The organism is Roseateles sp. GW823-FHT07B05 (assembly GCF_058794515.1).
Genome location: NZ_JBXAGX010000013.1, coordinates 80,322 through 103,345, shown reverse-complemented (window position 1 = coordinate 103,345; position 23,024 = coordinate 80,322). Strand labels below are relative to the sequence as shown.

Annotated in this window: 17 protein-coding genes; 8 read left to right on the top strand and 9 right to left on the bottom strand. The window is 70.9% G+C overall.

The genetic code is table 11. The annotated features are described in order from the left end of the window. Window position 1: 1 nt before the first annotated feature. From AC1Q7O_RS22640 to AC1Q7O_RS22630, 3 genes are read left to right on the top strand one after another with little or no spacing between them, the layout of a single operon-like run. Window positions 2-733, top strand: a complete 732-nt coding sequence (locus tag AC1Q7O_RS22640; protein WP_492662340.1) for a glycosyltransferase — start codon at window positions 2-4, stop codon at window positions 731-733. Beyond that, on the top strand, window positions 730-1,695 hold the full coding sequence (locus AC1Q7O_RS22635) for a glycosyltransferase family 32 protein (protein ID WP_492662339.1): 966 nt from the start codon (window positions 730-732) through the stop codon (window positions 1,693-1,695). Before AC1Q7O_RS22640 ends, AC1Q7O_RS22635 begins: the two co-directional genes overlap by 4 nt. Next, complete coding sequence (locus AC1Q7O_RS22630) at window positions 1,682-2,716, top strand: glycosyltransferase family 2 protein (protein WP_492662338.1); 1,035 nt, start codon at window positions 1,682-1,684, stop codon at window positions 2,714-2,716. The genes AC1Q7O_RS22635 and AC1Q7O_RS22630 overlap by 14 nt, the downstream gene beginning before the upstream one ends. Here AC1Q7O_RS22630 and AC1Q7O_RS22625 read toward each other — a convergent pair. Together AC1Q7O_RS22625 and AC1Q7O_RS22620 are read right to left on the bottom strand one after the other, a co-directional pair. Further along, a complete protein-coding gene (locus AC1Q7O_RS22625; protein ID WP_492662337.1) occupies window positions 2,693-3,535 on the bottom strand; it encodes a WlaTC/HtrL family glycosyltransferase in 843 nt (280 codons plus the stop codon). The two genes, AC1Q7O_RS22630 and AC1Q7O_RS22625, sit on opposite strands and share 24 nt — an antisense overlap. A 22-nt stretch (window positions 3,536-3,557) precedes the next feature. After that, window positions 3,558-4,562, bottom strand: a complete 1,005-nt coding sequence (locus AC1Q7O_RS22620; protein ID WP_492662336.1) for a glycosyltransferase — start codon at window positions 4,560-4,562, stop codon at window positions 3,558-3,560. A gap of 37 nt (window positions 4,563-4,599) precedes the next feature. On the opposite strand from AC1Q7O_RS22620, the gene AC1Q7O_RS22615 reads away from it, so the two are divergent. Both AC1Q7O_RS22615 and AC1Q7O_RS22610 read left to right on the top strand, forming a co-directional pair. Beyond that, window positions 4,600-6,339 carry an ABC transporter ATP-binding protein gene (locus AC1Q7O_RS22615; protein WP_492662335.1) on the top strand — a complete coding sequence of 580 codons (1,740 nt, stop codon included), beginning with the start codon at window positions 4,600-4,602 and terminating at the stop codon, window positions 6,337-6,339. Window position 6,340: 1 nt separating this feature from the next. Further along, entirely contained in the window at window positions 6,341-6,628 is a 288-nt protein-coding gene (locus AC1Q7O_RS22610) for a ComEA family DNA-binding protein (RefSeq protein ID WP_492662334.1), read from the top strand. Here the strand turns inward: AC1Q7O_RS22610 and AC1Q7O_RS22605 are convergent. The 3 genes from AC1Q7O_RS22605 to dnaE are packed head-to-tail and all read right to left on the bottom strand — an operon-like array spanning window position 6,609 to window position 12,635. Then, window positions 6,609-7,757 (bottom strand): glycoside hydrolase family 5 protein, encoded by a 1,149-nt coding sequence (locus tag AC1Q7O_RS22605; RefSeq protein ID WP_492662333.1) that lies wholly within the window; start codon window positions 7,755-7,757, stop codon window positions 6,609-6,611. The two genes, AC1Q7O_RS22610 and AC1Q7O_RS22605, sit on opposite strands and share 20 nt — an antisense overlap. After that, window positions 7,757-9,058, bottom strand: coding sequence for a patatin-like phospholipase family protein (locus AC1Q7O_RS22600; protein WP_492662332.1), 1,302 nt, complete (start codon window positions 9,056-9,058; stop codon window positions 7,757-7,759). Before AC1Q7O_RS22600 ends, AC1Q7O_RS22605 begins: the two co-directional genes overlap by 1 nt. Before the next feature lie 28 nt (window positions 9,059-9,086). Then, window positions 9,087-12,635 (bottom strand): DNA polymerase III subunit alpha, encoded by a 3,549-nt coding sequence (dnaE, locus tag AC1Q7O_RS22595; protein WP_492662331.1) that lies wholly within the window; start codon window positions 12,633-12,635, stop codon window positions 9,087-9,089. A 203-nt stretch (window positions 12,636-12,838) separates the two neighbouring features. Here dnaE and AC1Q7O_RS22590 point away from each other — a divergent pair, with 203 nt between their 5' ends. From AC1Q7O_RS22590 to AC1Q7O_RS22580, 3 genes are read left to right on the top strand one after another with little or no spacing between them, the layout of a single operon-like run. Further along, a complete protein-coding gene (locus tag AC1Q7O_RS22590) occupies window positions 12,839-13,816 on the top strand; it encodes a glycoside hydrolase family 43 protein (protein ID WP_492662330.1) in 978 nt (325 codons plus the stop codon). Beyond that, window positions 13,813-14,688, top strand: coding sequence for a hypothetical protein (locus AC1Q7O_RS22585; RefSeq protein WP_492662747.1), 876 nt, complete (start codon window positions 13,813-13,815; stop codon window positions 14,686-14,688). The genes AC1Q7O_RS22590 and AC1Q7O_RS22585 overlap by 4 nt, the downstream gene beginning before the upstream one ends. Window positions 14,689-14,737: 49 nt before the next feature. Next, on the top strand, window positions 14,738-15,682 hold the full coding sequence (locus AC1Q7O_RS22580; RefSeq protein ID WP_492658870.1) for a peptidylprolyl isomerase: 945 nt from the start codon (window positions 14,738-14,740) through the stop codon (window positions 15,680-15,682). A gap of 149 nt (window positions 15,683-15,831) precedes the next feature. Here AC1Q7O_RS22580 and feoB read toward each other — a convergent pair whose 3' ends face one another. The 4 genes from feoB to AC1Q7O_RS22560 all read right to left on the bottom strand — a co-directional run bounded on the left by feoB (window position 15,832) and on the right by AC1Q7O_RS22560 (window position 23,014). Continuing rightward, window positions 15,832-17,703: a ferrous iron transporter B gene (gene feoB, locus AC1Q7O_RS22575; protein WP_492658869.1), complete on the bottom strand. Its 1,872-nt coding sequence runs from the start codon at window positions 17,701-17,703 to the stop codon at window positions 15,832-15,834. Further along, on the bottom strand, window positions 17,696-17,959 hold the full coding sequence (locus tag AC1Q7O_RS22570) for a FeoA family protein (protein WP_492658868.1): 264 nt from the start codon (window positions 17,957-17,959) through the stop codon (window positions 17,696-17,698). The genes feoB and AC1Q7O_RS22570 overlap by 8 nt, the downstream gene beginning before the upstream one ends. Window positions 17,960-18,035: 76 nt before the next feature. After that, window positions 18,036-21,785: a response regulator gene (locus AC1Q7O_RS22565; protein ID WP_492658867.1), complete on the bottom strand. Its 3,750-nt coding sequence runs from the start codon at window positions 21,783-21,785 to the stop codon at window positions 18,036-18,038. Window positions 21,786-21,847: 62 nt separating this feature from the next. Next, window positions 21,848-23,014, bottom strand: a complete 1,167-nt coding sequence (locus AC1Q7O_RS22560) for a sensor histidine kinase (RefSeq protein ID WP_492658866.1) — start codon at window positions 23,012-23,014, stop codon at window positions 21,848-21,850. Window positions 23,015-23,024: the final 10 nt, after the last annotated feature.

Genomic DNA, 23,024 nt, shown 5'->3' with positions numbered 1-23,024 from the left:
GATGCGCCACATCATCTGCATGAAGTGGGGCACCAAGTACGGCCCCGAGTACGTCAACCGCCTCTACGCGATGGTGCGCCGGCACCTGAAGGGCGAGTTCACGTTCGTCTGCCTGACGGACCGCACCGAGGGCATCCGTGACGACGTGCGCTGCTTCCCCATCCCCGAGCTGACGCTGCCCAACGGCGAGCCCGAGCGTGGCTGGAAGAAGCTCACCACCTTCAGCCCCGTGCTCGTCAACGACTACGGCCTGCGTGGCACCGCCCTCTTCCTGGACCTGGACGTCGTCATCGTCGACGACATCACGCCGTTCTTCGAAGTGCCGGGCGAGTTCCTCGTCATCCACGACTGGAAGCGCCCCTGGCGCGTCACCGGCAACTCGTCGGTCTACCGCTGGGAGCTGGGCGCGCACCAGGACGTGCTGACCGAGTTCGTCGCCGACCAGGCCAAGGCCAAGGCCGAGTTCCGCAACGAGCAGGCCTTCCTGTCCGCCGTGCTGCATCGCCAGGGCAAGCTGCAGTACTGGGACGCGAGCTGGTGCGCCAGCTACAAGTACCACTGCATCCCGGCCTGGCCGACGAGCTACTGGCGTGACCCGTTCATCCCCGACGGCGCCCGCATCCTGATCTTCCACGGCGTCATGAACCCGCCCGACGCGCTGGCCGGCCGCAGCAACGGCAACTGGCGACATGCGCGGCCGGCGCGCTGGATTGCGGACCACTGGCGCGAATGAGCCTCGCCGCGCTCCTCTTCCTGGCGTTCTTCGTCACCGTCGCCGGCCTGTTCCTGCGCGAGTTCGCCACCGTCGCGCGGGCGCACGCGCCGGCGCAGACGCGTGCCGTCTTCGTGGGTGACAGCGGGCCGGCTTGTGCCGCCGAAATCCCCAAGGTGATCTGGGCCTACTGGCATCCCGCGCCGGCCCCCGCCTTCATCCAGGCCTGCGTTGCCAACTGGCGCCGCCATGCGCCCGACCATGAAGTGCGGCTGCTGGACCGCGCCAGCATCGACCGCTGGCTGCCCGCGCTGCGGGCCGACTTCGACACCCTGCCGCCTTATCGCCAGGCCGACTGGCTGCGCATCCAGCTGCTGGCGCGCCACGGCGGCGTCTGGATGGACGCCTCCATGCTGCTGAGCCGCGACCTCGCCTGGCTGCATGACCTGCGCGCGCACCGCCAGGCCGAGTACGTAGGTTTCTACATAGACCGCCACACAACGCGGCCCGAGCTGCCGCTGATCGAGAACTGGTTCATGGCGTCCGTGCCCGGTGGCGGCTTCGTCACCGAGCTGGCCGCCGCGTTCGACCGTGCGCTGGATGAAGGCGCCGACAACCTGCTGCAGCGGCTGCGCAGCGAAGGCCGGCATGCGGCCGTCGTGCAAGGCCTCAGCGATGAGTTCCAGCGCTACCTGCTGATGCACGTGGCCGCCGCCGACCTGCTGGACCGCGCGCCCGAAGCGCACCGGCTCGCGCTGCTGCGCGCCGAGGACGGCCCCTATGCGTGGCTGGCGGCCGTCGGCTGGCGCAAGCGCCACCATTACGCGCGGCTGGCGCTGACGCATGCCCCGACGCGCCTGCCCGCGCTCATCAAGCTGCGCGGCGGCGACCGCGCCGTCACCGAGCGCCAATGGCTCAAGGGCCGCTGGCTGGCGGGCAGCGCGCTGATCGAACTGCTGGGCAGGCCGGATGACACGCGCTGAAGTTGCGCGGCCGTGGCTGAGCGTGCTCATCCCGGTCTACAACGTGCAGGACTACCTGACGCAGTGCGTGGACTCCGTGCTGGCGCAGGCGGACGACGGCGTCGAGATCGCCCTGTACGACGACTGCTCCACCGATGGTTCGCGCGCGCTGATGCAGACGCTCGCCGACCGCCACCCGGGCCGCCTGCGCCTGCTGGACGGCGACCGCAACCGCGGCCTCAGCGCCGCGCGCAACCGGCTGCTGGAGGCCGGCAGCGGCGCGTGGATCTGGTTCCTGGACTCGGACGACTTCCTGCTGCCCGGCGCCATCGCCGGGCTCCGGGCCTGGGCCCACCGTGGCGATGTGGACCTCGTGCTGTGCGACTTCCGCGACCACCACGACTGCCCCCGGCTGCGCCAGCGCCTGCTCGGCGAACGCCACCAGCGCACGCAGGACATCCCGCCGCACCAGCCCTGGCGCGACGCCGGACGGCTCCTGGAAGGCGCGCTCACGCGCAGCCAGCTGCACGCCTGGAGCAAGATCGCCCGCCGCGAGCTGTACGGCGACGACCTGCGCTTCCCCGAAGGCCGCTACTTCGAGGACGTGTTCGTGTCGCCGACGCTGATGCTGCGCGCGCAGGCCGTGGTCTACGTACCCGAGCCATGGATCGCCTACCGCAAGCGCCCCGGCAGCATCCTCAGCACGCCCAACCCGAAGAAGTGGCAGGACCTGCAGGACTCGCTGGACCACCTGCCAACGCTGCTCGCGTCGAACCGCGCCCGGCTCGATGAGAACACGTTGAACGCAGCCACCTACCTGGCCTACCGCAGCTGGATGCGCGCAACCTGCCAGGCCCGCGATGCCGGCGACTGGGCGACCGTCATGCGCCAGCTGCGCCAATGTGAAGCCAACTCGCCGACCTCTCTGGCTGCCATGCTGGGCTATTGCCTGAAGCGCGGGTGGCTCTGGCGCGCGTTGCGCATCCGCGCGGCCGTGGGCGCGGCCAGCCGGCGGGCGTCAGCGCAGCCGGCTGGCCAGTAGGGCCAGCTGCAGGCTGACGCGCTCGGCCAGCGTCGCCGACGCCTCGGCCGCATTGAAGCGGCGGAACAGGTTGAACCAGCCGAAGCGCGGGTCCTCCACGTTGGGATGCACGGTGACCCGGTCGGGGTGCTTCAGCGCCACCATCAACAGCAGCGTCTGGTCGTCGTCCACCCAGTCCCTGACCAGCAGCTCTTCCAGCGCCGCATGCACGCCATCGCGCATCAGCGGCCAGTCTTCGCGGTGCGCAACCAGGTGGCAGCCCTGGATGTAGACCGTGTTGGTCTGGATGGTCTTGAGCAGGTCGATGGGCTGGTCGAGCGAGCGCAGCCCGAAGAAATGGATACCCTTCGGCCAGGGCGACATCCAGCGCCGCGAGCGCGGCAGCTGGCGCGGCTTGCGCAGGTAGCCGAAGTCGATCCAGGCGACCTGCTCATGCCCTGATTTCGCGAGGGCCTGGCAGCAGAAATCGCTCTTCAGCGTGTTCACCAGCACGTATTCGGCCGAGTTGTACTCGGGCGAGTCGATGGGGACTATGCCGGCGCGGTAGACCGGGTCCTGCTGCACGCGGCGGATGCGCTCCAGCAGCGTGGCGTGGCGCTCGAAGATATCGTCATAGACGACGCTCAGGTTGGGCTTGCGGCGCTGGATGGCCTCGAAGCGCTCGCGGAACTGGGGCTGCGAGAACACGACGATGTCGTTCTTCAGCAGGCACAGCCGCTCAAAGCAGTCGAAATAGCGGTCGCTGCTGCGCTGGTAGTGCTGCCACTGGCTGCGACCGATGTCGTAGAAGGCGGTGACGATGAGCGGGAGATCCGTCATGGGTGGTCGTGCAATGGGTGACTCAGCGCGCCCCACAGGCGCGGTAGAAGGCCTCGATCTCGGCCACGCGTGCCGGCAGCGCGAACGGCTCCGTGGGATGTGCACGCCGCTCCGGCCGCTGCGCATGCAGCCTCACCAGCGCCTCGGCCAGCGCCGCCACGTCGCCGCACGGCAGCAGCGGCTCGAAGCTGGCCTGCAGATGCCGCGCGCCCTCGGTGGCCGTGGCCAGGATGGGCAGGCCGGCGTGCATGGCTTCCAGGAACACCAGCCCGAACGGCTCGCTGCGCGCCGCACTGACGAACAGGTCGAACGCCGCGAGGCAGTTGGCCGGCTCGTTCGTGAAGCCGGGCATCACGACGTCCGCGCCGGCCTGCGCGCGCACCGCCTGCCAGTCGGGCCCCTGCCCCACCAGCACCAGCCGCGCGCCGGGCAGCGCCGCGCGCTGGAAGGCCTGCACCAGCATGTCCCAGCCCTTGCTGCGCTCGCCGCGGCCCAGCGTGCCGACCAGCCAGTCGTCGGGCCCGACACCCCAGGCCGCGCGCAGCCGCTCGCGGGCGCCGGGTTCCGGCGGCCTGGGCTGGCTCCAGTTGTTGATCTGCGCGACGCGGCCCGCGAAGCCGGGCGGGATCTGCGGCAACTGCTGCGGCGTGATCGCGATGAGCCCGTCCAGGTGGCCGTGCTGGCGCGCCTTGTAGGCGATGTGCAGCGTCGCCACACGCACCGTAGGCGGCTTCACGCCCGCCAGCGCCTTGCACGCGAAGCTCAGGTGCGCATGGCAGACATCGGGCCGCCAGGCCTTCGCCCAGCGCGCGATGCGGGTGGCCGGCAGGAACTGCGGGTAGGTCAGCCGGTGCTGCTGCACGCGCGGGTCCAGCCGGTGCGCCCAGGCGTCCGGCCGGTCCTCGGCCGCCGCGTCGGCCAGCACGAAGCACACCTCGTGCGCCTGGCTCTGCGCGTTGGCCAGCTCGATGGCGTAGCGCTCGCTGCCGGCAAAGCGTTTCGTGAAGAGAAGGTGGGCGATGCGCATCGGGCCAGCATTGAAACACGGACGACAATCGCGCCCCATGTCCATCGACACCCGTCCCTCCCTCGCCCGCCGGTTGGGCCAGTACGTCTACCCCTATCGCTGGGGCGCGGTGCTGACGGTCGTGGCCTACCTGTGCCTGGCAGGCACCGAGTGGCTGCTGCCCAAGCTGATCAGCTATGCCTTCGACGACGAGGGCTTCACGAAGGACGCCTACCCGCTGTGGATGGTGCCGGTGGTGCTGATCGGGCTGTACGCCGTGCGCGGCGCATCCAGCTTCGCCGGGCAGTACCTGTTCCACTGGACGCAGACGCGCAGCGTGCTGGACTTCCGCACCGCACTGGTCAGTTCGCTGCTGCGGCTGGACGCGCAGGCGTACACACGCATGCAGCCCGGCACCGCGGTCACCAAGGTCGTCAACGATCCACAGCAGATCCTGCAGCTGACCGGCGACGTGGGCATCGCGCTGCTGCGCGACGGGCTGGCCGGCATCGGCTTCGTGGTCTACCTGTTCTACCTGAACTGGCAGCTCACGCTGATGGCGCTGGTGGTCACGCCGGTGATGGCGCTGGTGATGCGCAAGGTCAACCAGCGCATGCGGCAGATGTCCACGCGCTCCTACGACTCGCAGCTGGTGCTGGTCAACAAGGTGGACGACATCACGCGCGCCTGGCGCGTGGTGCGCCAGTTCGGCGCTGCGGACTACGAGCGCCAGCGCTTCATGGACGCCGCGCTGGAAGTGCGGCGCTACAACCTGAAGGCCGCCGCGGCCAGCGCGCTGGCGCAGCCGGTATCGCAGCTGGTGGCCAGCGTGGGCCTGTCGCTGATCATCTGCCTGGCGCTGTGGCAGGCGCGCACCGAAGGCACCGGCGTGCAGCACTTCGTCACCTACGTGGCCGCGCTGCTGCTGCTGCTGTCCAAGCTGCGCCACCTGTCGGACCTGACGTCGCAGCTCACCCGCGCCAGCGTCATCGCCAAGAGCTGCCTGGAGCTGCTGGACGCGCCGCCGGAGGTGGACACCGGCACGCAGCAGCTGCCCGGCCCGGCGCATGGCGACATCGTCATGGAGGCCGTGTCGCTGACCTACCCCGGCGCTTCGCGGCCGGCGCTGGACGGCCTGAGCTTGAGCTTCGGCGCGGGCAAGACGACGGCGCTGGTGGGCTCGTCAGGCGCAGGCAAGAGCTCCATCGTCCACCTGCTGCTGGGCTTCGGGCGCCCCGACGCCGGCCACATCCGGCTCGACGGCGCCGACATCGACGTGCTGACGCGCGCATCGCTGCGCCGCCAGTTCGCCGTCGTGTCGCAGGACATCGTGCTGTTCGACGATTCCGTGGCCAACAACATCGCCTACGCGCAGCCGCGCGACGAGGCCCGGCTGGAGCAGGTGCTGCGCGCGGCCCATCTGTGGGACTTCGTGCAGACGCTGCCCGAGGGCGTGGAGACAGCGGTGGGCGCCAACGGCAGCAAGCTGTCCGGCGGCCAGCGCCAGCGCCTGGCCATCGCCCGTGCGCTGTACAAGGACGCGCCGATCTGGATCTTCGACGAGGCCACGTCCGCGCTGGACACCGAGAGCGAACGCGCCGTGCAGCAGGCGCTGGCCGCATGGTCGGGCCGCAAGACGCTGATCGTCATCGCGCACCGGCTGTCCACCATCCGCGATGCCGACGCCATCCACGTGCTGGGCGCCGGCAAGCTGGTGGAGACCGGCACGCACGCCGAGCTGATCGCCCGCGATGGCGCCTACGCGGCCATGGTGCGCGCGCAGGCCGGCGAGGGCTGACATGAAGCGGCGCGCGCTGCTGCTGTGGGTGGCAGCGCCGGCGCTCGCTGATGCCACCGCCCATGCGGACGTCGACGCCAACACGGCCACGCGCGCGCAGCTGGAGTCGTTGCCCGGCCTGGGCCCTGCCCTGGTGCAGCGCCTGCTGGCCGCACGGCCGTTCGCGGACTGGCCCGACCTGATGAAACGCGTGCCCGGCATCCGTGCCGCCACGGCGAAGAAGCTGTCCGACGCCGGCCTGCGCGTGGCCGGCCAGGCCTACGCGCCCGTCAGCGCATCCGGCGCCTGATGACGCCCATCAGCGGGCTGTCCAGCGGCACCTTGTCGCCCCGCCCCTGCTCGCGCAGGTGGTACACCTGCCCCGCCGGGAACGCCGGCGGGATCTCGTAGTCCATGCCTTCCCAGACGTCTTCGCGGAAGCTGTAGAACGCCCAGTGCGCGCCGTGCGCGTTCAGCGTATCGAGCACGTCGCCGAGGTAGGCGCCACAGTCCACCCACACGCGCACGCAGCCGAACTCGCCTGCCACCAGGCGGCTGGCCGGCACGCCGTGCGCGCGGGCCCACGCGAAGGGCACGCCGAGGAAGGTCGTCATCGCCGCCTTGTCGAAGGCCGCCGCCGGGTAGCGCAGTTGCGGCCGGCGCCTGATCTGCGGCGCGCTCGTCAGGTTCCACGGCTCGTACATGTGAAAGGCGTACAGCACCTTGTCGTCCTTCAGCGGCGTCCAGTAGCTGAAGCTCCACGCATGCGCGTACCAGCCGCCGTCGACCATGACGGGCGTGTCGGCGTCCACCGTGCGGATGGCGGCGATCAGCTGCGCGTAGAACGCCGGCAGGTCCCGCGCGGTACCGCGGTGCTGCGCATACCAGGCCTCGCGTGCGGCGGGTGCGGCCTGCTCGTCGAGCCCGGCCCCCTTCTCCGGGGTGGGCTCGTTGAGCAGGTTGTAGCCGGCCAGCGCCGGGTGGTCCTTCAAGGCGGCGGCCAGGTCGCGCCAGAACGCGGCGGACTGAGCCCAGTAAGCACGGTCGCGCCACAGGCGCTCGTCCTGCCGGTCGCCGTTGTGCTGCACCCAGCGGTTGCCGGGCAGCGACAGCGGCACCAGCACGACCTTCATGCCGGCCGCCTGCGCCGCGTCCAGACAGGCGCGCAACAACGCCAGGTCGGCGGCCGGCAGCCCGGTGTAGCGGTCGGCGTCGCCGATGAGGAAGTCGCGGCCCGCGCCTTTCCATTTGCTGAAGGTCAGCCGCACCCAGGTCGCGCCACTGGCGCGCAGCGCGCGGAAATAGGCTTCGTCGGGCGGGCGGCCATTGAAGCTGTTGCCGCCATGCCGCGGCGTATCCCAGAGCGCGATGTCGGCCGCCTGCGCGGGCCCGGCCACCAGCGCCGCCACGGCGCACAGGGCGCCCAGCCAGGCCCGCATCAGCCGCCCGCCGCGAGGCCTGCCGCGAAACCGGCCGACCGGGCGCGGCGCAGCGCGGCCGGGTCGGTCTGCGGCGCCCGCGCCGGCCAGCCGAAGAAGCGCTGCACCTCGGCGCGCCGGGCCAGCGTGTCGCTCATGCCCAGGTTGATCAGCTCGTTGACGAAGCTGGGCTCGAACAGCAGGTAGCTCACGAGCGCCGAGCCGCTGGTGGTCTTGCCCTTGCCGCTGACGCCGAAGGCCCGCAGCATCGCCCGCACGGACTGCGGCAGGCTGGCCTGGTGCTCCCCAGCCAGGTCGTCCAGCCGCCGGCTCGGCGCGATGACCAGCAGCTCGATGGAGCGCAGCGCCGTCGCCATGCGCGTCTCGTGCGGCAGCAGCGCCAGCGTGCGGTTGATGCGGCGCAGCCGCTCGACGTCCACGGCCAGCGCGTCCAGGAAGATGTTGGACAGCGCGTGGCCGGCGATCTGCGCCATGCTGGGGTGGGCATCGCTGGCGCCGGTGCGCCGGCCCTCGGGCTCCTTCATGCGGCCGGCGCCGATGACGAGGATGCGCTCGGCCCCCAGGTGCACGGCCGGCGAGATCGGCGCGCTCTGGCGCATGGAGCCGTCGCCGAACCATTCCGGCATGCCCTCCAGCTCCAGCAGTTCGGCGGGAAAGATGAACGGGATCGCGGACGAGGCCATCAGATGGCTCAGCGTCAGCCGCGACTGCACGGCCATGCGCTGCTCGCGCAGCCAGGGCACGACGTGGTGGTGGGTCTGGAAGAAGGTGACGTGCTGGCCGGAGGTGTAGCTGGAGCCCGTCAGCGCCAGCGCGCGCAGGTGGCCGCCGTCCAGCATGGCTTCGATGCGGCCCATGTCCAGGTAGCGCCCCAGCAGCTCGCGCAACGGCCGGTTGTCCAGCAGGCTGCGCGGGCGGCTGCGCGTCCATTGCGCGATAGCCCAGCCCAGGCTCAGCATGGACAGCCATCGCGCGCCGCTCTTCACCGCCTCGAACGCATCGGCCCGGTAGATGTTCTCGACGTGCAGGCCCTGCCACAGGTGCATCAGGCCGTCGACGGCGCCGTCGAAGTCATCGGCATGGCAAGCCAGCGTGGACGCGTTGATGGCGCCGGCCGACGTGCCGCTGATGATGGGAAAGGGGTTGCTCTGCGTGGCGCCGGCATCGCGGCGCAGCTGCGCGATGGCGGCCAGCACGCCCACCTGGTAGGCCGCGCGCGCGCCGCCGCCGGTCAGGATCAGTCCGGTGACCGGCGAAGGGCGGGTCAGTCCCGTCGAGGGCTTGGGAACGATTTGTAGCATCTGGCGAAATCATCGCCGATGCGACGCCTCATCCAAGCTCGTAAATCACCTCAGCCGCCCCCCCGAGTCGGGCCAGCGCCTCGTCCGCCGGCCAGAAGCGGCTGGCCTCGCCCAGCTCCACCAGCCAGCGTGCGCCGACCTGGCCGCCCTCGGGCTCCACCTTCATCGCCACGCGCACCGGCAGGCCCTGCTTGCGCAAGCCGCCCTCCTCCGTCTCCACCTCGCGCGGCGGGAAGCGCTGCACCAGCTCGTGGATGAGGCCGGCCGCGCCGGCGTCGTTGAGCAGCAGGTGCCGGCCGAACTTCGCCCGCGCCGCCGTCAGGCTCCACACCGCCTGCACGTTCATGCGCAGGCCGCCGGAGAAGCGGTCGTTCTGCACCTTGCCCTGGGCAATGATGAGCTCGTCCTCCACCAGCAGCTCCTTGGCGCTGTTCAGCAGCTCCTCGTTGGCCACGGCCTCGATGGCGTCGCTCTTGTCGTCCAGCTTGAAGATGCCGACGCGGCCGCGCTGGCCGTTGATGACACGCATGCCGCTGACGATGCCGGCCACCATGGTGGGCTCACGGCTGTCGACGACGTCGGCGATCTGGCGCTTGACGATGCGCCGCACCTCGGCGCCGCTCTGGTCGAACAGGTGGCCTGACAGGTAGAAGCCGATGGCCGTCTTCTCCAGCGACAGCCGCTCCTTGATGCTCCATGGCTCGGCGTGCACGAGGTCGGGCTCGGCGGTGCTGGATGCGTGCGAGTCGCCGAAGTCGAACAGGCCGCCCTGGTCGGCGTTGGCCTCGGTCGTTTCGGCGTGCGTGTAGCCGCGCGCCACGCTGGCCAGCAGCTTGGAGCGCTCGGGGTTGATGCTGTCGAACGCGCCGGCCTTGATGAGCGCCTCGACGACGCGCTTGTTGACGGCCTTGCGGTCCACGCGCAGGCAGAAGTCGTAAAAGCTCAGGAACGGCCCGCCGGCATTGCGGGCCGCGATGATGGCCTCGATGGCGCCGCGGCCCGTGCCCTTGACGGCGCCCAGGCCGTAGTTGACGAGGCGGTTGGACAGCGGCTCGAAGCGGTACATGCCCTTGTTGACGCAGGGCGGCTGGAAGTCGACGCCGAAGATCTTGGCGTCATTGAGCAACACCTTGAGCTTGTCGGTGTCGTCCATTTCGATGGTCATGTTCGCCGCGTAGAACTCGGCCGTGTAGTGCTGCTTCAGCCACGCCGTGTGGTAGCTCAGCAGCGCGTAGGCGGCGGCGTGCGACTTGTTGAAGCCGTAGCCCGCGAACTTCTCCATCAGGTCGAAGACCTCGTCGGCCTTCTTCTCGTCGATGTCCTTGGCCGCGGCGCCCTTGCGGAACAGGTCGCGGTGCATGGCCATCTCGTCGGCCTTCTTCTTGCCCATCGCACGGCGCAGCATGTCGGCACCACCCAGGCTGTAGCCCCCCAGCACCTGGGCGGACTGCATCACCTGCTCCTGGTAGACGAACACACCGTAGGTCTCGGACAGCACCTGCTCCAGCAGCGGGTGCGGGTACTCGATGGTCTCCTTGCCATGCTTGCGGGCCACGAACGACGGGATCAGGTCCATCGGGCCCGGGCGGTACAGCGACACCAGCGCGATCAGGTCCTCGAAGCGCGACGGCTTGGCGTCCTTCAAGAGGCGCTGCATGCCGGGCGATTCAAACTGGAAGATGCTTTCCGACAGGCCCTTGCCGAACAGGTCGAAGGTCTTGCGGTCGTTCAGCGGCACGTTGGCCCAGTCGAAGCCGGCACGCTCGGGGTGGCGCTGGACGATGAAGTCCTTGGCCAGCTCCAGGATGGTCAGCGTCGCCAGGCCCAGGAAGTCGAACTTCACGAGGCCGATGGCCTCCACGTCGTCCTTGTCGTACTGGCTCACCGCGCTGGTGGAGCCGGGCTGCTGGTACTGCGGGCAGAAGTCGGTGATCTTGCCGGGCGCGATCAGCACGCCGCCGGCGTGCATGCCGATGGAGCGCACGGTGCCTTCCACGCGTGCCGCCATTTCCAGCAGGCCGGCCACTTCCTCGTCGGCCTTCTCGCGCTCCTCGATCTCCGGCGACTCGTGGCGCGCGTAGACCATCTTGGCCTTCTCAGGGTCGAAGTTGGGCGGCAGCTTGGCCAGCGTGACCGTCTTGCCGGGCGGCGCCGGGATGAGCTTGGCGACGCTGTCCACATGGCCGAAGCCCATGCCCAGCACGCGGCCGATGTCGCGCAGCGCGCCCTTGGCGGCCATGGTGCCGAACGTCGCGATCTGGCTGACAGCCGGCAGGCCGTATTTCTGCTTCACGTAGTCGATGACGCGGTCGCGGTTGCCCTGGCAGAAGTCGATGTCGAAGTCGGGCATCGAGACGCGCTCGGGGTTCAGGAAGCGCTCGAACAGCAGGTTGTACTTGAGCGGGTCCAGGTCCGTGATGAGCAGCGCATAGGCCACCAGCGAGCCGGCACCGGAGCCCCGGCCCGGGCCCACCGGGCAGCCGTTCTCCTTGGCCCAGCGGATGAAGTCCGACACGATCAGGAAGTAGCCCGGGAAGCCCATCTTGATGATGGTGTTCAGCTCGAAGTCCAGCCGCTCGACGTAGCGAGGCCGCTCCTTCTCGCGCTCGGCCTCGTTGGGGAACAGGTGGATCAGCCGCCCCTTCAGCCCGTCGTGGCTGAGCTCACGGAAGTACTGCTCCATGGGCATGGGCTGGCCGTCGTCCATCAGCGGCGTCGGGAAGTTGGGCAGCTGCGGCTTGCCCAGCACCAGCGTCAGCGAGCAGCGCTTCGCGATTTCGGTCGTGTTGCGGATGGCGCTGGGGATGTCCTTGAACAGCTCCCGCATCTGCGCCTGCGTCTTGAAATGCTGGCTGGGCAGGAAGCGCTTGATGCGCTTGGGATTCGCCAGAGTCTCGCCTTCGGCCACGCAGACACGCGCCTCGTGCGCCTCGAAGTCGTCTTCGGTCAGGAACTGGATGGGGTGCGTCGCCACCACCGGCAGGCCCAGCTCGGCGGCCAGCGGCACGCTGGCCTGCACCAGCGCCTCCTGGCCCGGCAGCCCGGCGCGCTGCAGCTCGATGTAAAAGCGGTTCGGGAAGATGGCCGCGAGCTTCTGCGCCCACTCGCGCGCCCGCACCTTGTCACCCTGCAGCAGCGCCTGGCCCAGGCCGCCCAGCTGCGCGCCGCTCAGGCAGATCAGCCCCTCGCCCAGCTCCTGCAGCCAGTCCCAGGTCACGCAGGCCTGGTTGCGCTGCACGTTCTGTATCCAGGCGCGCGACAGCAGCTCGCTGATGTTCAGGTAGCCCTGCTTGTTCTGCACCAGCAGCAGCAGGCGCGTGGGCGGCTTGTCGGTGGCGTCGGGCTCCAGCCAGCAGTCGGCACCGAGGATGGGCTGCACGCCCTTCTTGCGGCAGGCGGAATAGAACTTGATGCCGCCGAACAGGTTGGCCAGGTCCGTGATGGCCGCCGCCACCTGGCCGTCCTTGGCGGCCGCCGCGGCGGCGTCATCGGTGCGGAGCGTGCCATCCACGACCGAGTACTCGGTGTGCATGCGCAGGTGGACGAAGGGCAGTTCAGCGGAAGCAATCTCGGACATCGGGGCATTGTAGGAAGCCGCTCCGGCACCCCGAACCGCCGCCGCTGTAAACGCTTCCGGCTCGAATTTTTAAGTATTACTTTTAATCGATACCAATTCCAGAATCGGCGTTTGTTCGCGGTCAGCCGGCGTTAATAGTCATATTTAATTCGAACAGGTCGCACGCAGAGGCGGCCGCACCGACAACATCCGGAGACAAGCTCATGTTCCTGACCCTGAAGCGCCTGCTGCGCCTGGCCGCCGGCTGCGCACTCGCCACCGCCCTGACGGCCGCCCAGGCCGCCCCGTGGACGCTGACCGGTGCCATCGGCACGCACGACCCCCACCTCTACAAGACCAGTTCGACCTGGTGGCTATTCGAGACCACCGACAACGGCGGCATCGGCGTCAAGTACTCCGCCAACGGCACCGCGTGGACGCAGGGCGGCCCCATCTTCGCGGGCGGCCTGGCGTGGTGGAAAACCTACCTGCCCGCCGACAAGACGGCCATGGTCTGGGCGCCGGGCTGCGGCGAGTACAACGGCCTGGGCTATTGCTACTACGCGATCTCCAGCTTCGGCTCGCAGAAATCGGCCATCGGCCTGACGACCTCGGCCGGCGGTATCGCCGCGGGCCAGTGGGTGGACCAGGGCGCCATCCTGACGTCCAAGTCCGGCGACGGCTACAACGCCATCGACCCCGCCTTCGTGCTGGCCGACAACGGTGACCCCTACCTCGTCTTCGGCTCGTTCTGGAACGGCATCCACATCACCCGCGTCAGCAAGGTCAACCTGAAACCGCCGACGGGCGGCATCGTCAACATCGCCAAGGACGCCACCAACGGCATCGAGAACGGCTTCGTCGTCAAGAAGGCCATCAACGGCACGACGTACTACTACCTGTTCGCGTCCAAGGGCGCCTGCTGCAAGGGCGCCAACAGCACGTACTACATCGTCGTCGGCCGCTCGACCTCCATCACCGGCCCCTACGTCGACAAGGCCGGCAAGGCGATGCTGTCGGGCGGCGGCACGGTGCTGGCCAGCAGCGGCTCGCGCCTCAAGGGCCCCGGCGGGCAGTCGCTGCTGGCCGACGGCTCCGTGATGGCCTGGCATGCCTATGACGCCAACAACAACGGCGCGCCCATCCTGTTCATCGGCAACGTGACCTGGGGCTCGGACGGATGGCCACAAGCGGTCTGGTGATCGCGCCGCGCGTCGCGCTGGCGCTGGGCGTCGCGCTGCTGGCCTGGGCCTGGTGGGGCGAACAGCGGGCCGACGCGCCGCTCCTGGCCGACCCGCCACGGCTCGTGCTGCCAACGGCGCCCGCGGTCACTGCGGCCGGCGTCGCCACCACACAGGCTCGCCCCGTGTTGGCCGCGCTGGCGATCACGACCGTCAACCTGCCGGCGCTGCTGGCCGCGCCGGGCGCCGACCTGCGCGTCACGCTGCAGGCCGCGCTCGCCGCCCAGGCCCAGGGCGGCCGCCTCTACGCCCGCGCGCTGGCCCGCCGCTGCGCCGACCTGGCCGGCCTGCAGCCCGCCGCCGCGCCGGACCGCAACGACGCCCGCCACCAGCGCGCCGTCGCCCGCCAGGTGGCGCTGGCGGCCGGCTGCGGCCAGTTCGCGGCGGCCGAGTGGCTCGCGCTGGTCAACATCGCGCCCGGCGAGACCGCCGCCGGCGACCCGCTGCTGGCCGTGCAGCAGTCGGACCTGGACGACGCCGCGCTGCTGCAGGCCGTCTTCGCCCACCCAGACCCCTTGCTGCTCGACGAACTGGGCGAGCGCCTGCTGCGGCGCCGCCTGGACGGCCAGCCGGTGCTGTACTTCGACGGCCAGCGCTTCGACGATGACGACAGCCGCGCCACGGCCCAGGCCGCGCTGCGGCTGCTGCCCTGCGAGTTCGGCCTGGCCTGCGACGAACGCGACCCCGAGGTCTGGCTGGCCTGCCTGCGCGGCGACGGCTGTGCCGCATCGCGTGCAGACGATGCGACGGCGCACGCGCGTGCACTCGCGGTCCGGCTGGCAGCGGCGCTGCGCGCCGGCGATCTCGGCCGCTTCCTGCCGCCACCCGCCTGAGGTTTGCGAGGGCTGGGCAGGCACGCCGCCGCAGCTAAGCTGCGCGCCCATGAAACACCTCGCCCTCGCGCTGGCCACCGCCGGCCTGCTGTCCACCGCCGTCGCCGCCCCCAAGGCTGCGCCCAAGCCGGCGGCCCCCAAGAAGAGCGCCCAGGAGATCCTGGCCACCTCGCCCGCCAGCGACTGGCGCGCGCTGGACCCCGACAACACGCTGCTGATGGAACTGGCCACACCGCAAGGCACTGGCCAAGTGCTCATCGAACTGGCACCGCGCTTCGCGCCGGCCCACGTCGCCAACATCCGCGCGCTGGCCCGCGGCGGCTATTGGGACGGCCTGGCCGTCGTGCGCGTGCAGGACAACTTCGTCACCCAGTGGGGCGACCCCGACGGCGAGGACACCGGCAAGGCCCGCCCGCTGCCCGCCGGTGCTGCACCGAAGCTGCCCGCCGAGTTCTCGGTGCCGATTGACGCCATCGGCAAGGCCGCCGGCTTCGCACGGCTGCCCGATGCCGAGGGCTGGGCGCCGCGCACCGGCTTTGCCGGTGGCTTCCCGGTCGCGGCCGACCCCAAGACCGGCAAGGCCTGGCTGGCGCACTGCTACGGCATGGTGGGCGCTGGCCGCGGTGACGCGGTGGACTCCAGCAACGGCACGGAGCTCTACGCCGTCATCGGCCAGGCGCCGCGCGGGCTGGACCTGAACATCACGCTGGTGGGCCGCGTGCTCAAAGGCATGGAGCACCTCGCCGCCCTGCCCCGCGGCGGCGCGGCCATGGGCTTCTACGAGAAGCCGGAGCAGCGCACCGGCATCCCGCGCGTGCGCCTGCTGGCTGATGTGCCCGAGGCCGAACGGCCCGCGCTGCAGGTGCTGCGCACCGAGTCCGCCACGTGGAGCCAGCTGCTGGACGCCCGCCGCTACCGCGGCGGCTGGTTCGTGCACAGCCCCGGTTACATCGACATCTGCAGCGCGAGCGTTCCGACCCGCCCCAAGCCCTGAAGCCCCTCGTCCGGTCTCGCGCCGCTGAACGCGGGCGAGGCCAGACGGTCCCCCGAGGGGACGGCGATGCATGCGGCATCGAGCCGCAAGCACATCGCCAAACGGGCCGGCTCGGGGCGGCCCAGCGCCCGGCCCCGAATACCCTGGCGTCAGCCGCCCAGGTAGAGCGCCACGCGGTAGGTGATGAACGACGCCAGGTAGGCCAGGCCGAACAGGTAGCCGGTGATGATGAGCGGCAGCTTGTAGCCGCCGGTCTCGCGCTTGACGGCCGCGAGCGTCGCGATGCACTGCGGCGCGAACACGTACCAGGCCAGCAGCGACAGCGCCGTCGCCAGGCTCCAGCTCTGCGCGATCAGCGGCGTCAGCGCCTGCGCGGCGTCGTCGCCGGTGGCCGACAGCGCGTACACCGTGCCCAGCGCACTCACCGCCACCTCGCGCGCCGCCAGGCCCGGCACCAGCGCCAGGCTGATCTGCCAGTTGAAGCCGATGGGTTCGAAGATGGTGGCCAGGCCCGCGCCGAGGTAGCCGGCGATGCTGTACTGGATGGGCGCGCCCGTGGCGCCCTCCGGCGGCGACGGGAAGCTGGACAGCAGCCACAGCGCCAGCGTCAGCAGCAGGATGATGCCGCCCACGCGCTTGACGAACACGACGGCGCGCTGCCACAGGCCGATGGCGATGGAGCGCGGATGCGGCCAGTGGTAGGCCGGCAGCTCCATCATCAGCGGCCGCACCAGCCGGCCGGTGCTGGTGAAGCGCTTGAGCACCCAGGCCACCGCCATCGCACCCAGGATGCCGGCCAGGTACAGGCCGAACAGCACCAGCCCCTGCAGCTCGAAGCCCCAGACCTCGCGGGCGGGGATGAACGCGCCGATCAGCAGCGCATACACCGGCAGCCGCGCGGAGCACGTCATCAGCGGCGCGATCATGATCGTGACGATGCGGTCGCGCGGGTTGGCGATGGAGCGCGTGGCCATGATGCCGGGGATGGCGCAGGCGAAGCTGGACAGCAGCGGGATGAAGCTGCGCCCCGACAGGCCCACGCTGCCCATCAGCCGGTCCAGCAGCAGCGCGGCGCGCGGCAGGTAGCCCGACTCCTCCAGCACGAGGATGAAGAAGAACAGGATCAGGATTTGCGGCAGGAACACCAGCACGCCGCCGGCACCGGCGATCACGCCGTCGACGATGAGGCTGTGCAGCCAGCCGTTGGGGATCAGCTGCCCCACCTGGGCGCCCAGCCAGGCCATGCCGTCCTCGATCAGCGCCTTGGGCGGCTCGGCCCACGAGAACACGCCCTGGAACAGCAGGAACAGCAGCACGGCCAGGATGACCGAGCCGGCCACCGGATGCAGCAGCACGCGGTCGACGCGGTCGCTGGGCAGCGTGGGCAACTCGTGGTCCAGGTCCAGCGCCTGCAGCCAGGTCTTGACGGCCACGTGATCGTCCACGTGCGGCGCGGCGGCCGGTGCCGGGTGGGCAGCCTCCCACACCTCGGGCCGGTCCAGCAGCGCGCGCAGTTCGTCCAGGCCTTCCTTGTGGATGGCGACGGTGCGCACCACCGGCAGCCCCAGCTGCGCCGACAGCGCCTCGGCGTCCACCTTCAGGCCGCGGCGGGCCGCGAGGTCGGCCATGTTCAGCGCGACGACCACCGGCAGCCCCAGCCGACGCACGGCCAGCAGCAGGCGCAGGTTGCGGCGCAGGTTGGTGGCGTCCAGCACCATGACGACGAGGTCGGGCCGCTTCTCGCCCTTGGCGCGGCCGGCCAGCACGTCGCAGGTGACGCGCTCGTCGGGCGAGCGCGGGTGCAGGCTGTAGGTGCCCGGCAGGTCCAGCAGGCGCAGCGCCTTGCCGGCGGCCGAGATGACGCGGCCTTCCTTGCGCTCGACGGTGACACCGGCGTAGTTGGCCACCTTCTGGTGGCTGCCGGTCAGGCCGTTGAACAGCGCGGTCTTGCCGCAGTTGGGGTTGCCCACCAGCGCGACGAGCTTGCCCCCCTTGTGGACATGGATGACGGCCTCAGTCATGGGCACGCGGCTTCACGGCGATGCATTGGGCCTCGGCATGCCGCAGCGCGAACGTCGACTGCCCCACGCGCACCACCAGGTTGCCGTCGCCCAGGCTGCCGCGGCGCAGCACGCGTACCGCCTCACCCGGCAGGAAGCCCAGGTCGGACAGCCAGGACGCCCACTCCGGTGAATGCGCCGGCGCGCTGACCTGCTGGACGGTCATCGCCTGCCCGGCGGGGGCGGCGGCGAGGCTGGAAGGCAGCGTCTCGGACATGGATGCGGGCTCGTCGGCACAAGCCAATGATGAGAATGATTCTCATTGTAAGGGCCGCGAGAGTGCCCCGGGGGACTCAGCGGGGATTCAGGCTTTCCAGCAGCAGGTCGCAGGCCTTGAGCGCCTTGGCGAAGTCCAGCCGGGCGACGGCCGCGGACAGCGTGGCGAACTCCGGCCCCAGCGTGTCGGCTTGGGGCCCCAGCTGCTCGCAGGCCGTCACGGAGCGCATGTTGCGCTCCACCAGCAGCTGGCGCAGGCGGCGCAGCGCATCCAGCGGGTCCACCGGCGTGCCCGCGCTCACGGGTGGCCGGGCCGGCGTCAGCACGGCCAGCGTGTCGTGCAGCAGGCGCTGCAGCGCGTCGGCATCGGCCGCCTGCGGCGTGGCCTGCGTGCGCACGGCCAGCTCCTGCTCGCCGGCCAGCGCCGCCAGCGCGTTGGCGCCGACGGCGCCAGCCAGCCCGCGCAAGGTGTGCAGCGCACGCACGACGTCCGCCACGGCGCCGACGCGGAGCTGGCGGCGCAGCGCCTCCATCTCGGTGGGCGCGTCCTGCGTGAACGACACGACGAGCCGGTCGTACAAGGCTTCGCGCCCGCCCAGGCGCTGCAGCGCGGCGGCGCGGTCCAGCAGCTGCGGCGCCGCCGCGGGCACGGTGGGCGCCGCCACCGCCTCGACGCGGCGCACATGCCGGTGCAGGCAGGCCACCAGTTGCTCCAGGTCCACCGGCTTGGCGACGTGGTCGCGCATGCCGGCGGCCAGGCAGGCCTGGCGGTCGGCGTCCATCGCGTTGGCTGTCATCGCGATGACGAGGCTGTCCGGGCGCTTGTTCAGGATGCGCTGCGTGGCCTCGAAGCCGTCGATGTCGGGCATCTGCAGGTCCATCAGGATGGCGTTGAACGGCGGCTCGGTGACCAGCGCGAGGTGGCTGCCCTCCACGCCGCCCGAGGCCAGCGTGACGACGGCGCCTTCGTCCTCCAGCAGCTCCTGCGCCACCTGGCGGTTGAAGCCGTTGTCCTCCACCACCAGCAGCCGCATGCCCGTCAGCCGCTGCTCGCCGCCCTCGGCGCGGCGCGGCCGCGGCCCGCCGCGCGTGGCCTCGGCGACGGCGTCCTGCAGCATCGACGCCGTGACCGGCTTGACGAGGTAGCCGCCCAGGCTCTGGATCTCCAGCTCGCTGCGCTCGGCCAGCAGTTCACGGCCGTGAGCCGTGACCATGATGATGACCGGCGCGTCGGACTCATGGCTGTCGCGGATGCGGCGCGACGTCTCCCAGCCGTCCAGCCCCGGCATGCGCCAGTCCATCAGGATCAGGTCGTAATGCGGCTCGCCGCGCTCGGCCGCCAGGTGGACGAGCGCCAGCGCCTGCTCGCCGCTGGACGCCATGTCGCAGTCCCAGCCCAGGCTTTCGCCGATGCCCTGCAGCACCTCGCGGGCCATCGGGTTGTCGTCGACGATGAGCACCTTCAGGCCCGGCCGCAGCGGCACCAGCTCGTGCGGCTCGGCCGCCGCCTCGGGCAGCGTCAGCTCGAAGTGGAAACGGCTGCCCTCACCGACGCGGCTGTCCACGCGCAGCTCGCCGCCCATCAGCGCGACGAGGCGGCGGCTGATGGCCAGCCCCAGCCCGGTGCCGCCGTAGCGCCGTGACGTGGTCTGCTCGGCCTGGCTGAAGCCAGTGAAGATGTGCTCCAGCTTGTCCGGCGCGATGCCGATGCCGGTGTCCTGCACCTCGAAGCGGATGCGGGCGCGGCCCTGGCTTTCGTCCACCAGCGCCAGCCCCAGCACCACCTCGCCCTGCTCGGTGAACTTGAGCGCGTTGCCGGCCAGGTTCAGCAACACCTGGCGCAGCCGCGTCGAGTCGCCCACCAGCGCCGCGGGCAGCCGCGGGTCCAGCCGGAACAGCACCTCGATGTCTTTGCTGCCGACGTTGGCCGACAGGATGACGGCCAGCTCGCGCATGAAGTCGCTGAGCTCGAAGCGGTGCGGGTCCAGCTCCATCTTGCCGGCCTCGACCTTGGAGAAGTCCAGCACGTCGTTGATGACGGCCAGCAGCGCCTGCGCAGCCGTGCGCGCCTTGGACGCGTAGTCGTGCTGGCGCGGTGACAGCTCGGTGCGCAACAGCAGGTTCAGCATGCCCAGGGCGCCGCTCATGGGCGTGCGGATCTCGTGGCTCATGTTGGCCAGGAAATCGCTCTTGGCCTGGCTGGCCGCCTCGGCCGCCACGCGGGCCCGCACCAGCTCGATCTCGGCGCGGTGGCGCTCGGTCACGTCGATGAGCATCTGCACGACGTTGACGAGGCGGCCGCGCCGGTCGCGGATGGCGCTGGCGCTGCCGTCCGCGAACAGCTCGCCGCCGCCCGGCAGCGCGAAGCCGCGCTCGAAGCGCACATGCTCCACGCGCCCGCCGGCCAGCCGGTTCAGCTCGCCGCCGGGCATGCGGCCGGGGCGGAAGTCCGGCAGGTCGGCCAGCTTGCCGCCGCGCAGCTCGTCGCCGGTACGGCACAGCATGGCCGTCAGCGCCTGGTTCACGTCGAGGATGACGCCCTGCGCGTCGCACAGCGCGATGCCCACCTGCGCGCGCTCGAACACGCCGCGAAAGCGCTGCTCGCTGTCGTTCAGCGCCCGCGTGCGCTGCTCCACGCGCGCCTCCAGCAGCTGCTTCTCGACGACCAGCTGCTCGGCCATGTGGTTGAAGTTGCGCGCCAGCTCGCGGAACTCGGTGAAGCCGCAGATGGGCGCACGCTCGTCCAGGCTGCCACCGGCGATGCGCGCCACCGCGCGGTTCAGCAGCTGCACCGGCTCCACCAACCGGCGGCCCACCAGCAGCGCCAAGCCCAGCGCCAGCGTCAACGCCAGGCCCAGCGCCACCAGCAGCCGGTTGCGCAGCGAGCGCACGGGCGCGAAGGCCTCGTCGGCATCGACGTTGACGGCAATGCCCCAGTCCAGCGCCGCCAGGTGCCGCCACGACGACACCACCTCGACGCCCGCGTAGTTGCGCGCCAGCCCGCTGCCGCTTTCGCCGCGCAGGCCGCGCACCGACGGGAGGGCGTCGGCCGCGCGCAGGTCCAGCGGCCGCGCCACCTGGTCATGCGGCTTGCGCAGCGCGTCGCCGACGAACGCGGCCCTGTCGCCATCGCGCTGCACCAGCACCGTCTCGCCGCTCGGCGGCAGGCCGGCGCGGTCGGTCGCCACGCGCAGCAGCCGCGCCAGGTCCAGCTGCAGCACGATGCTGCCCAGCACGTGGTCGCCGTCGACGACGGCATGCACCAGGAACAGCGTCGCCGGCCCGCCGTCGCGCAGCCGCTTGACCGGCGTCAGCTGCGCCTGCAGGCGGTCGATGGCGCGGCGGTGCGCAGCGAGCAGGTCGCTGCCCTCGAAGGCGCCGTCGTCCAGCCGCGCTGGCGCCGGGTCGGCCCCGGCGGGCGGCTTCACCGCGAAGCTGATGCGGCCGTCCGGCTGCACCAGCAGCAGGTTGGCGTACTTGCCGGTCTCGTACAGCCGTTGATAGAAGGCCAGGCTGCCCGGCGGCACGCGCGTCGCCGCCGCGTCACGACGCTGCGCCAGCAGCTCGCGCGAGTCGGCGGACTGGGCCGTGAGCTGGGCGTCCACCTGCACCTCGCTGAGGTACTCGTTGATCTCGGTCGCCTTCTTGCGCGCAATGCCCACCAGCCCGTCGGTGACGGTGTCGCGCAGGCTGCGCTCGAAGCTTGCCAGCTGCCACGCCCCCATGACGCCCAGCGGCAGCATGGACAGCAGCAGGCAGCCCAGCAGCAGCGCCGGGCCCACGCGCCAGGCGGCGCGGCTGGATTCGGCGGCCGGCGCACTGATCAACGCGGTCCCTCCGCCAGCAGCAGCCCAGGCCCTCCCAGCAGCGCGCTCGCCATCGGCATCGGCTAGCTGGCGGCGCGGCGCGCCTCGGGAGAGATCAGCGGCAGCGTCAGCCGCACGGTGGTGCCGACGCCCGGCGTGGAGTCGACCTGGATCTGGCCGCCCAGCGCGAAGGTGACGAGGTTGCGCACGATGTACAGCCCCGGCTCGCTGCGGTTGGGGCCGAAGCGGGTCGAGAAGAACGGGTCGAACACGCGGCCCAGCAGGCCCGGCGGGATGCCCACGCCATGGTCCTGCACGCTGATGGTGAGCTGGTCGGTGCCCAGCGGCCGCACGCGCAGGTGCACCTCGCCGCCGGCCTCGCGGTAGGCATGCTTGACGGCGTTCTGGATCAGCGTGGACAGCACCTTGGCCAGCGCGCCGCGGAAGCTCAGCAGGTGCAGGTCGTCGCCGACGTCCAGCTCGCAGCGCACCTGGTGCGCATCCAGCGCCGGCGCGAGGCTGGCCACCACCTCGTGCACCAGCTCCAGCAGCGAGAAGCTGCGGCGCTGGTCGCCGAAGTTGTCGGCCGTGGACTGCAGGAAGGAGTCGACGATGGACAGCGTGCGCTGCAGGTTGGACAGCACCAACCCGACGCTCTCCTCGCTGACGCGCAGGTGCTTGTCCAGGTCACTGCGCTTGATGCTGCCGGCGTTGGCCAGGCTGTTCAGGTGGGCCAGGTCGTCCTGCAGCGTGCAGGCGGAGATCAGCGCGTTGCCCAGCGGCGAGCTCAACTCCTGCGCGATGCCGGCGATGGTGCGGCCCACCGACGCCAGCTTGTCGCGCTGGAACAGCTCGATCTGCGAGCGCGCAAAGCTCTCGGACGCCAGCTTCAGCGCCAGCTGCGTGCGCACGCGCGCCTTCACGACGACATCGACGAAGGGTTTGGGGATGTAGTCCACCGCGCCGTGGGCGAAGCCCTCGGCCTCGTCGGCGGCGCTGCCCTGCACGGTGACGAAGATGACCGGCACGCTGCGCGTGCGCGGGTCGGCCTTCAGGCGGTCGCAGACCTCGTAGCCGCTCATCTCGGGCATCAGCACGTCGAGCAGGATCAGGTCGGGCAGCTGCTGCGCGCAGAAGGCCAGCGCCTCGGCGCCGCTGGTGGCCATGGACACCTCGCAGTCATCCACCAGCAGCTGGTACAGCGCGTGGATGTTGCTCGGTTGGTCGTCGACGACGAGGATCAGCGGCATGGCGCCTCAG

Coding starts and splice junctions, on each gene's coding strand:
- AC1Q7O_RS22640 (WP_492662340.1), top strand. CDS start 2: ATGCGCCACATCATCTGCATGAAGTGGGGCACCAAGTACGGCCCCGAG.
- AC1Q7O_RS22635 (WP_492662339.1), top strand. CDS start 730: ATGAGCCTCGCCGCGCTCCTCTTCCTGGCGTTCTTCGTCACCGTCGCC.
- AC1Q7O_RS22630 (WP_492662338.1), top strand. CDS start 1,682: ATGACACGCGCTGAAGTTGCGCGGCCGTGGCTGAGCGTGCTCATCCCG.
- AC1Q7O_RS22625 (WP_492662337.1), bottom strand. CDS start 3,535: ATGACGGATCTCCCGCTCATCGTCACCGCCTTCTACGACATCGGTCGC.
- AC1Q7O_RS22620 (WP_492662336.1), bottom strand. CDS start 4,562: ATGCGCATCGCCCACCTTCTCTTCACGAAACGCTTTGCCGGCAGCGAG.
- AC1Q7O_RS22615 (WP_492662335.1), top strand. CDS start 4,600: ATGTCCATCGACACCCGTCCCTCCCTCGCCCGCCGGTTGGGCCAGTAC.
- AC1Q7O_RS22610 (WP_492662334.1), top strand. CDS start 6,341: ATGAAGCGGCGCGCGCTGCTGCTGTGGGTGGCAGCGCCGGCGCTCGCT.
- AC1Q7O_RS22605 (WP_492662333.1), bottom strand. CDS start 7,757: ATGCGGGCCTGGCTGGGCGCCCTGTGCGCCGTGGCGGCGCTGGTGGCC.
- AC1Q7O_RS22600 (WP_492662332.1), bottom strand. CDS start 9,058: ATGCTACAAATCGTTCCCAAGCCCTCGACGGGACTGACCCGCCCTTCG.
- dnaE (WP_492662331.1), bottom strand. CDS start 12,635: ATGTCCGAGATTGCTTCCGCTGAACTGCCCTTCGTCCACCTGCGCATG.
- AC1Q7O_RS22590 (WP_492662330.1), top strand. CDS start 12,839: ATGTTCCTGACCCTGAAGCGCCTGCTGCGCCTGGCCGCCGGCTGCGCA.
- AC1Q7O_RS22580 (WP_492658870.1), top strand. CDS start 14,738: ATGAAACACCTCGCCCTCGCGCTGGCCACCGCCGGCCTGCTGTCCACC.
- feoB (WP_492658869.1), bottom strand. CDS start 17,703: ATGACTGAGGCCGTCATCCATGTCCACAAGGGGGGCAAGCTCGTCGCG.
- AC1Q7O_RS22570 (WP_492658868.1), bottom strand. CDS start 17,959: ATGTCCGAGACGCTGCCTTCCAGCCTCGCCGCCGCCCCCGCCGGGCAG.
- AC1Q7O_RS22560 (WP_492658866.1), bottom strand. CDS start 23,014: ATGCCGCTGATCCTCGTCGTCGACGACCAACCGAGCAACATCCACGCG.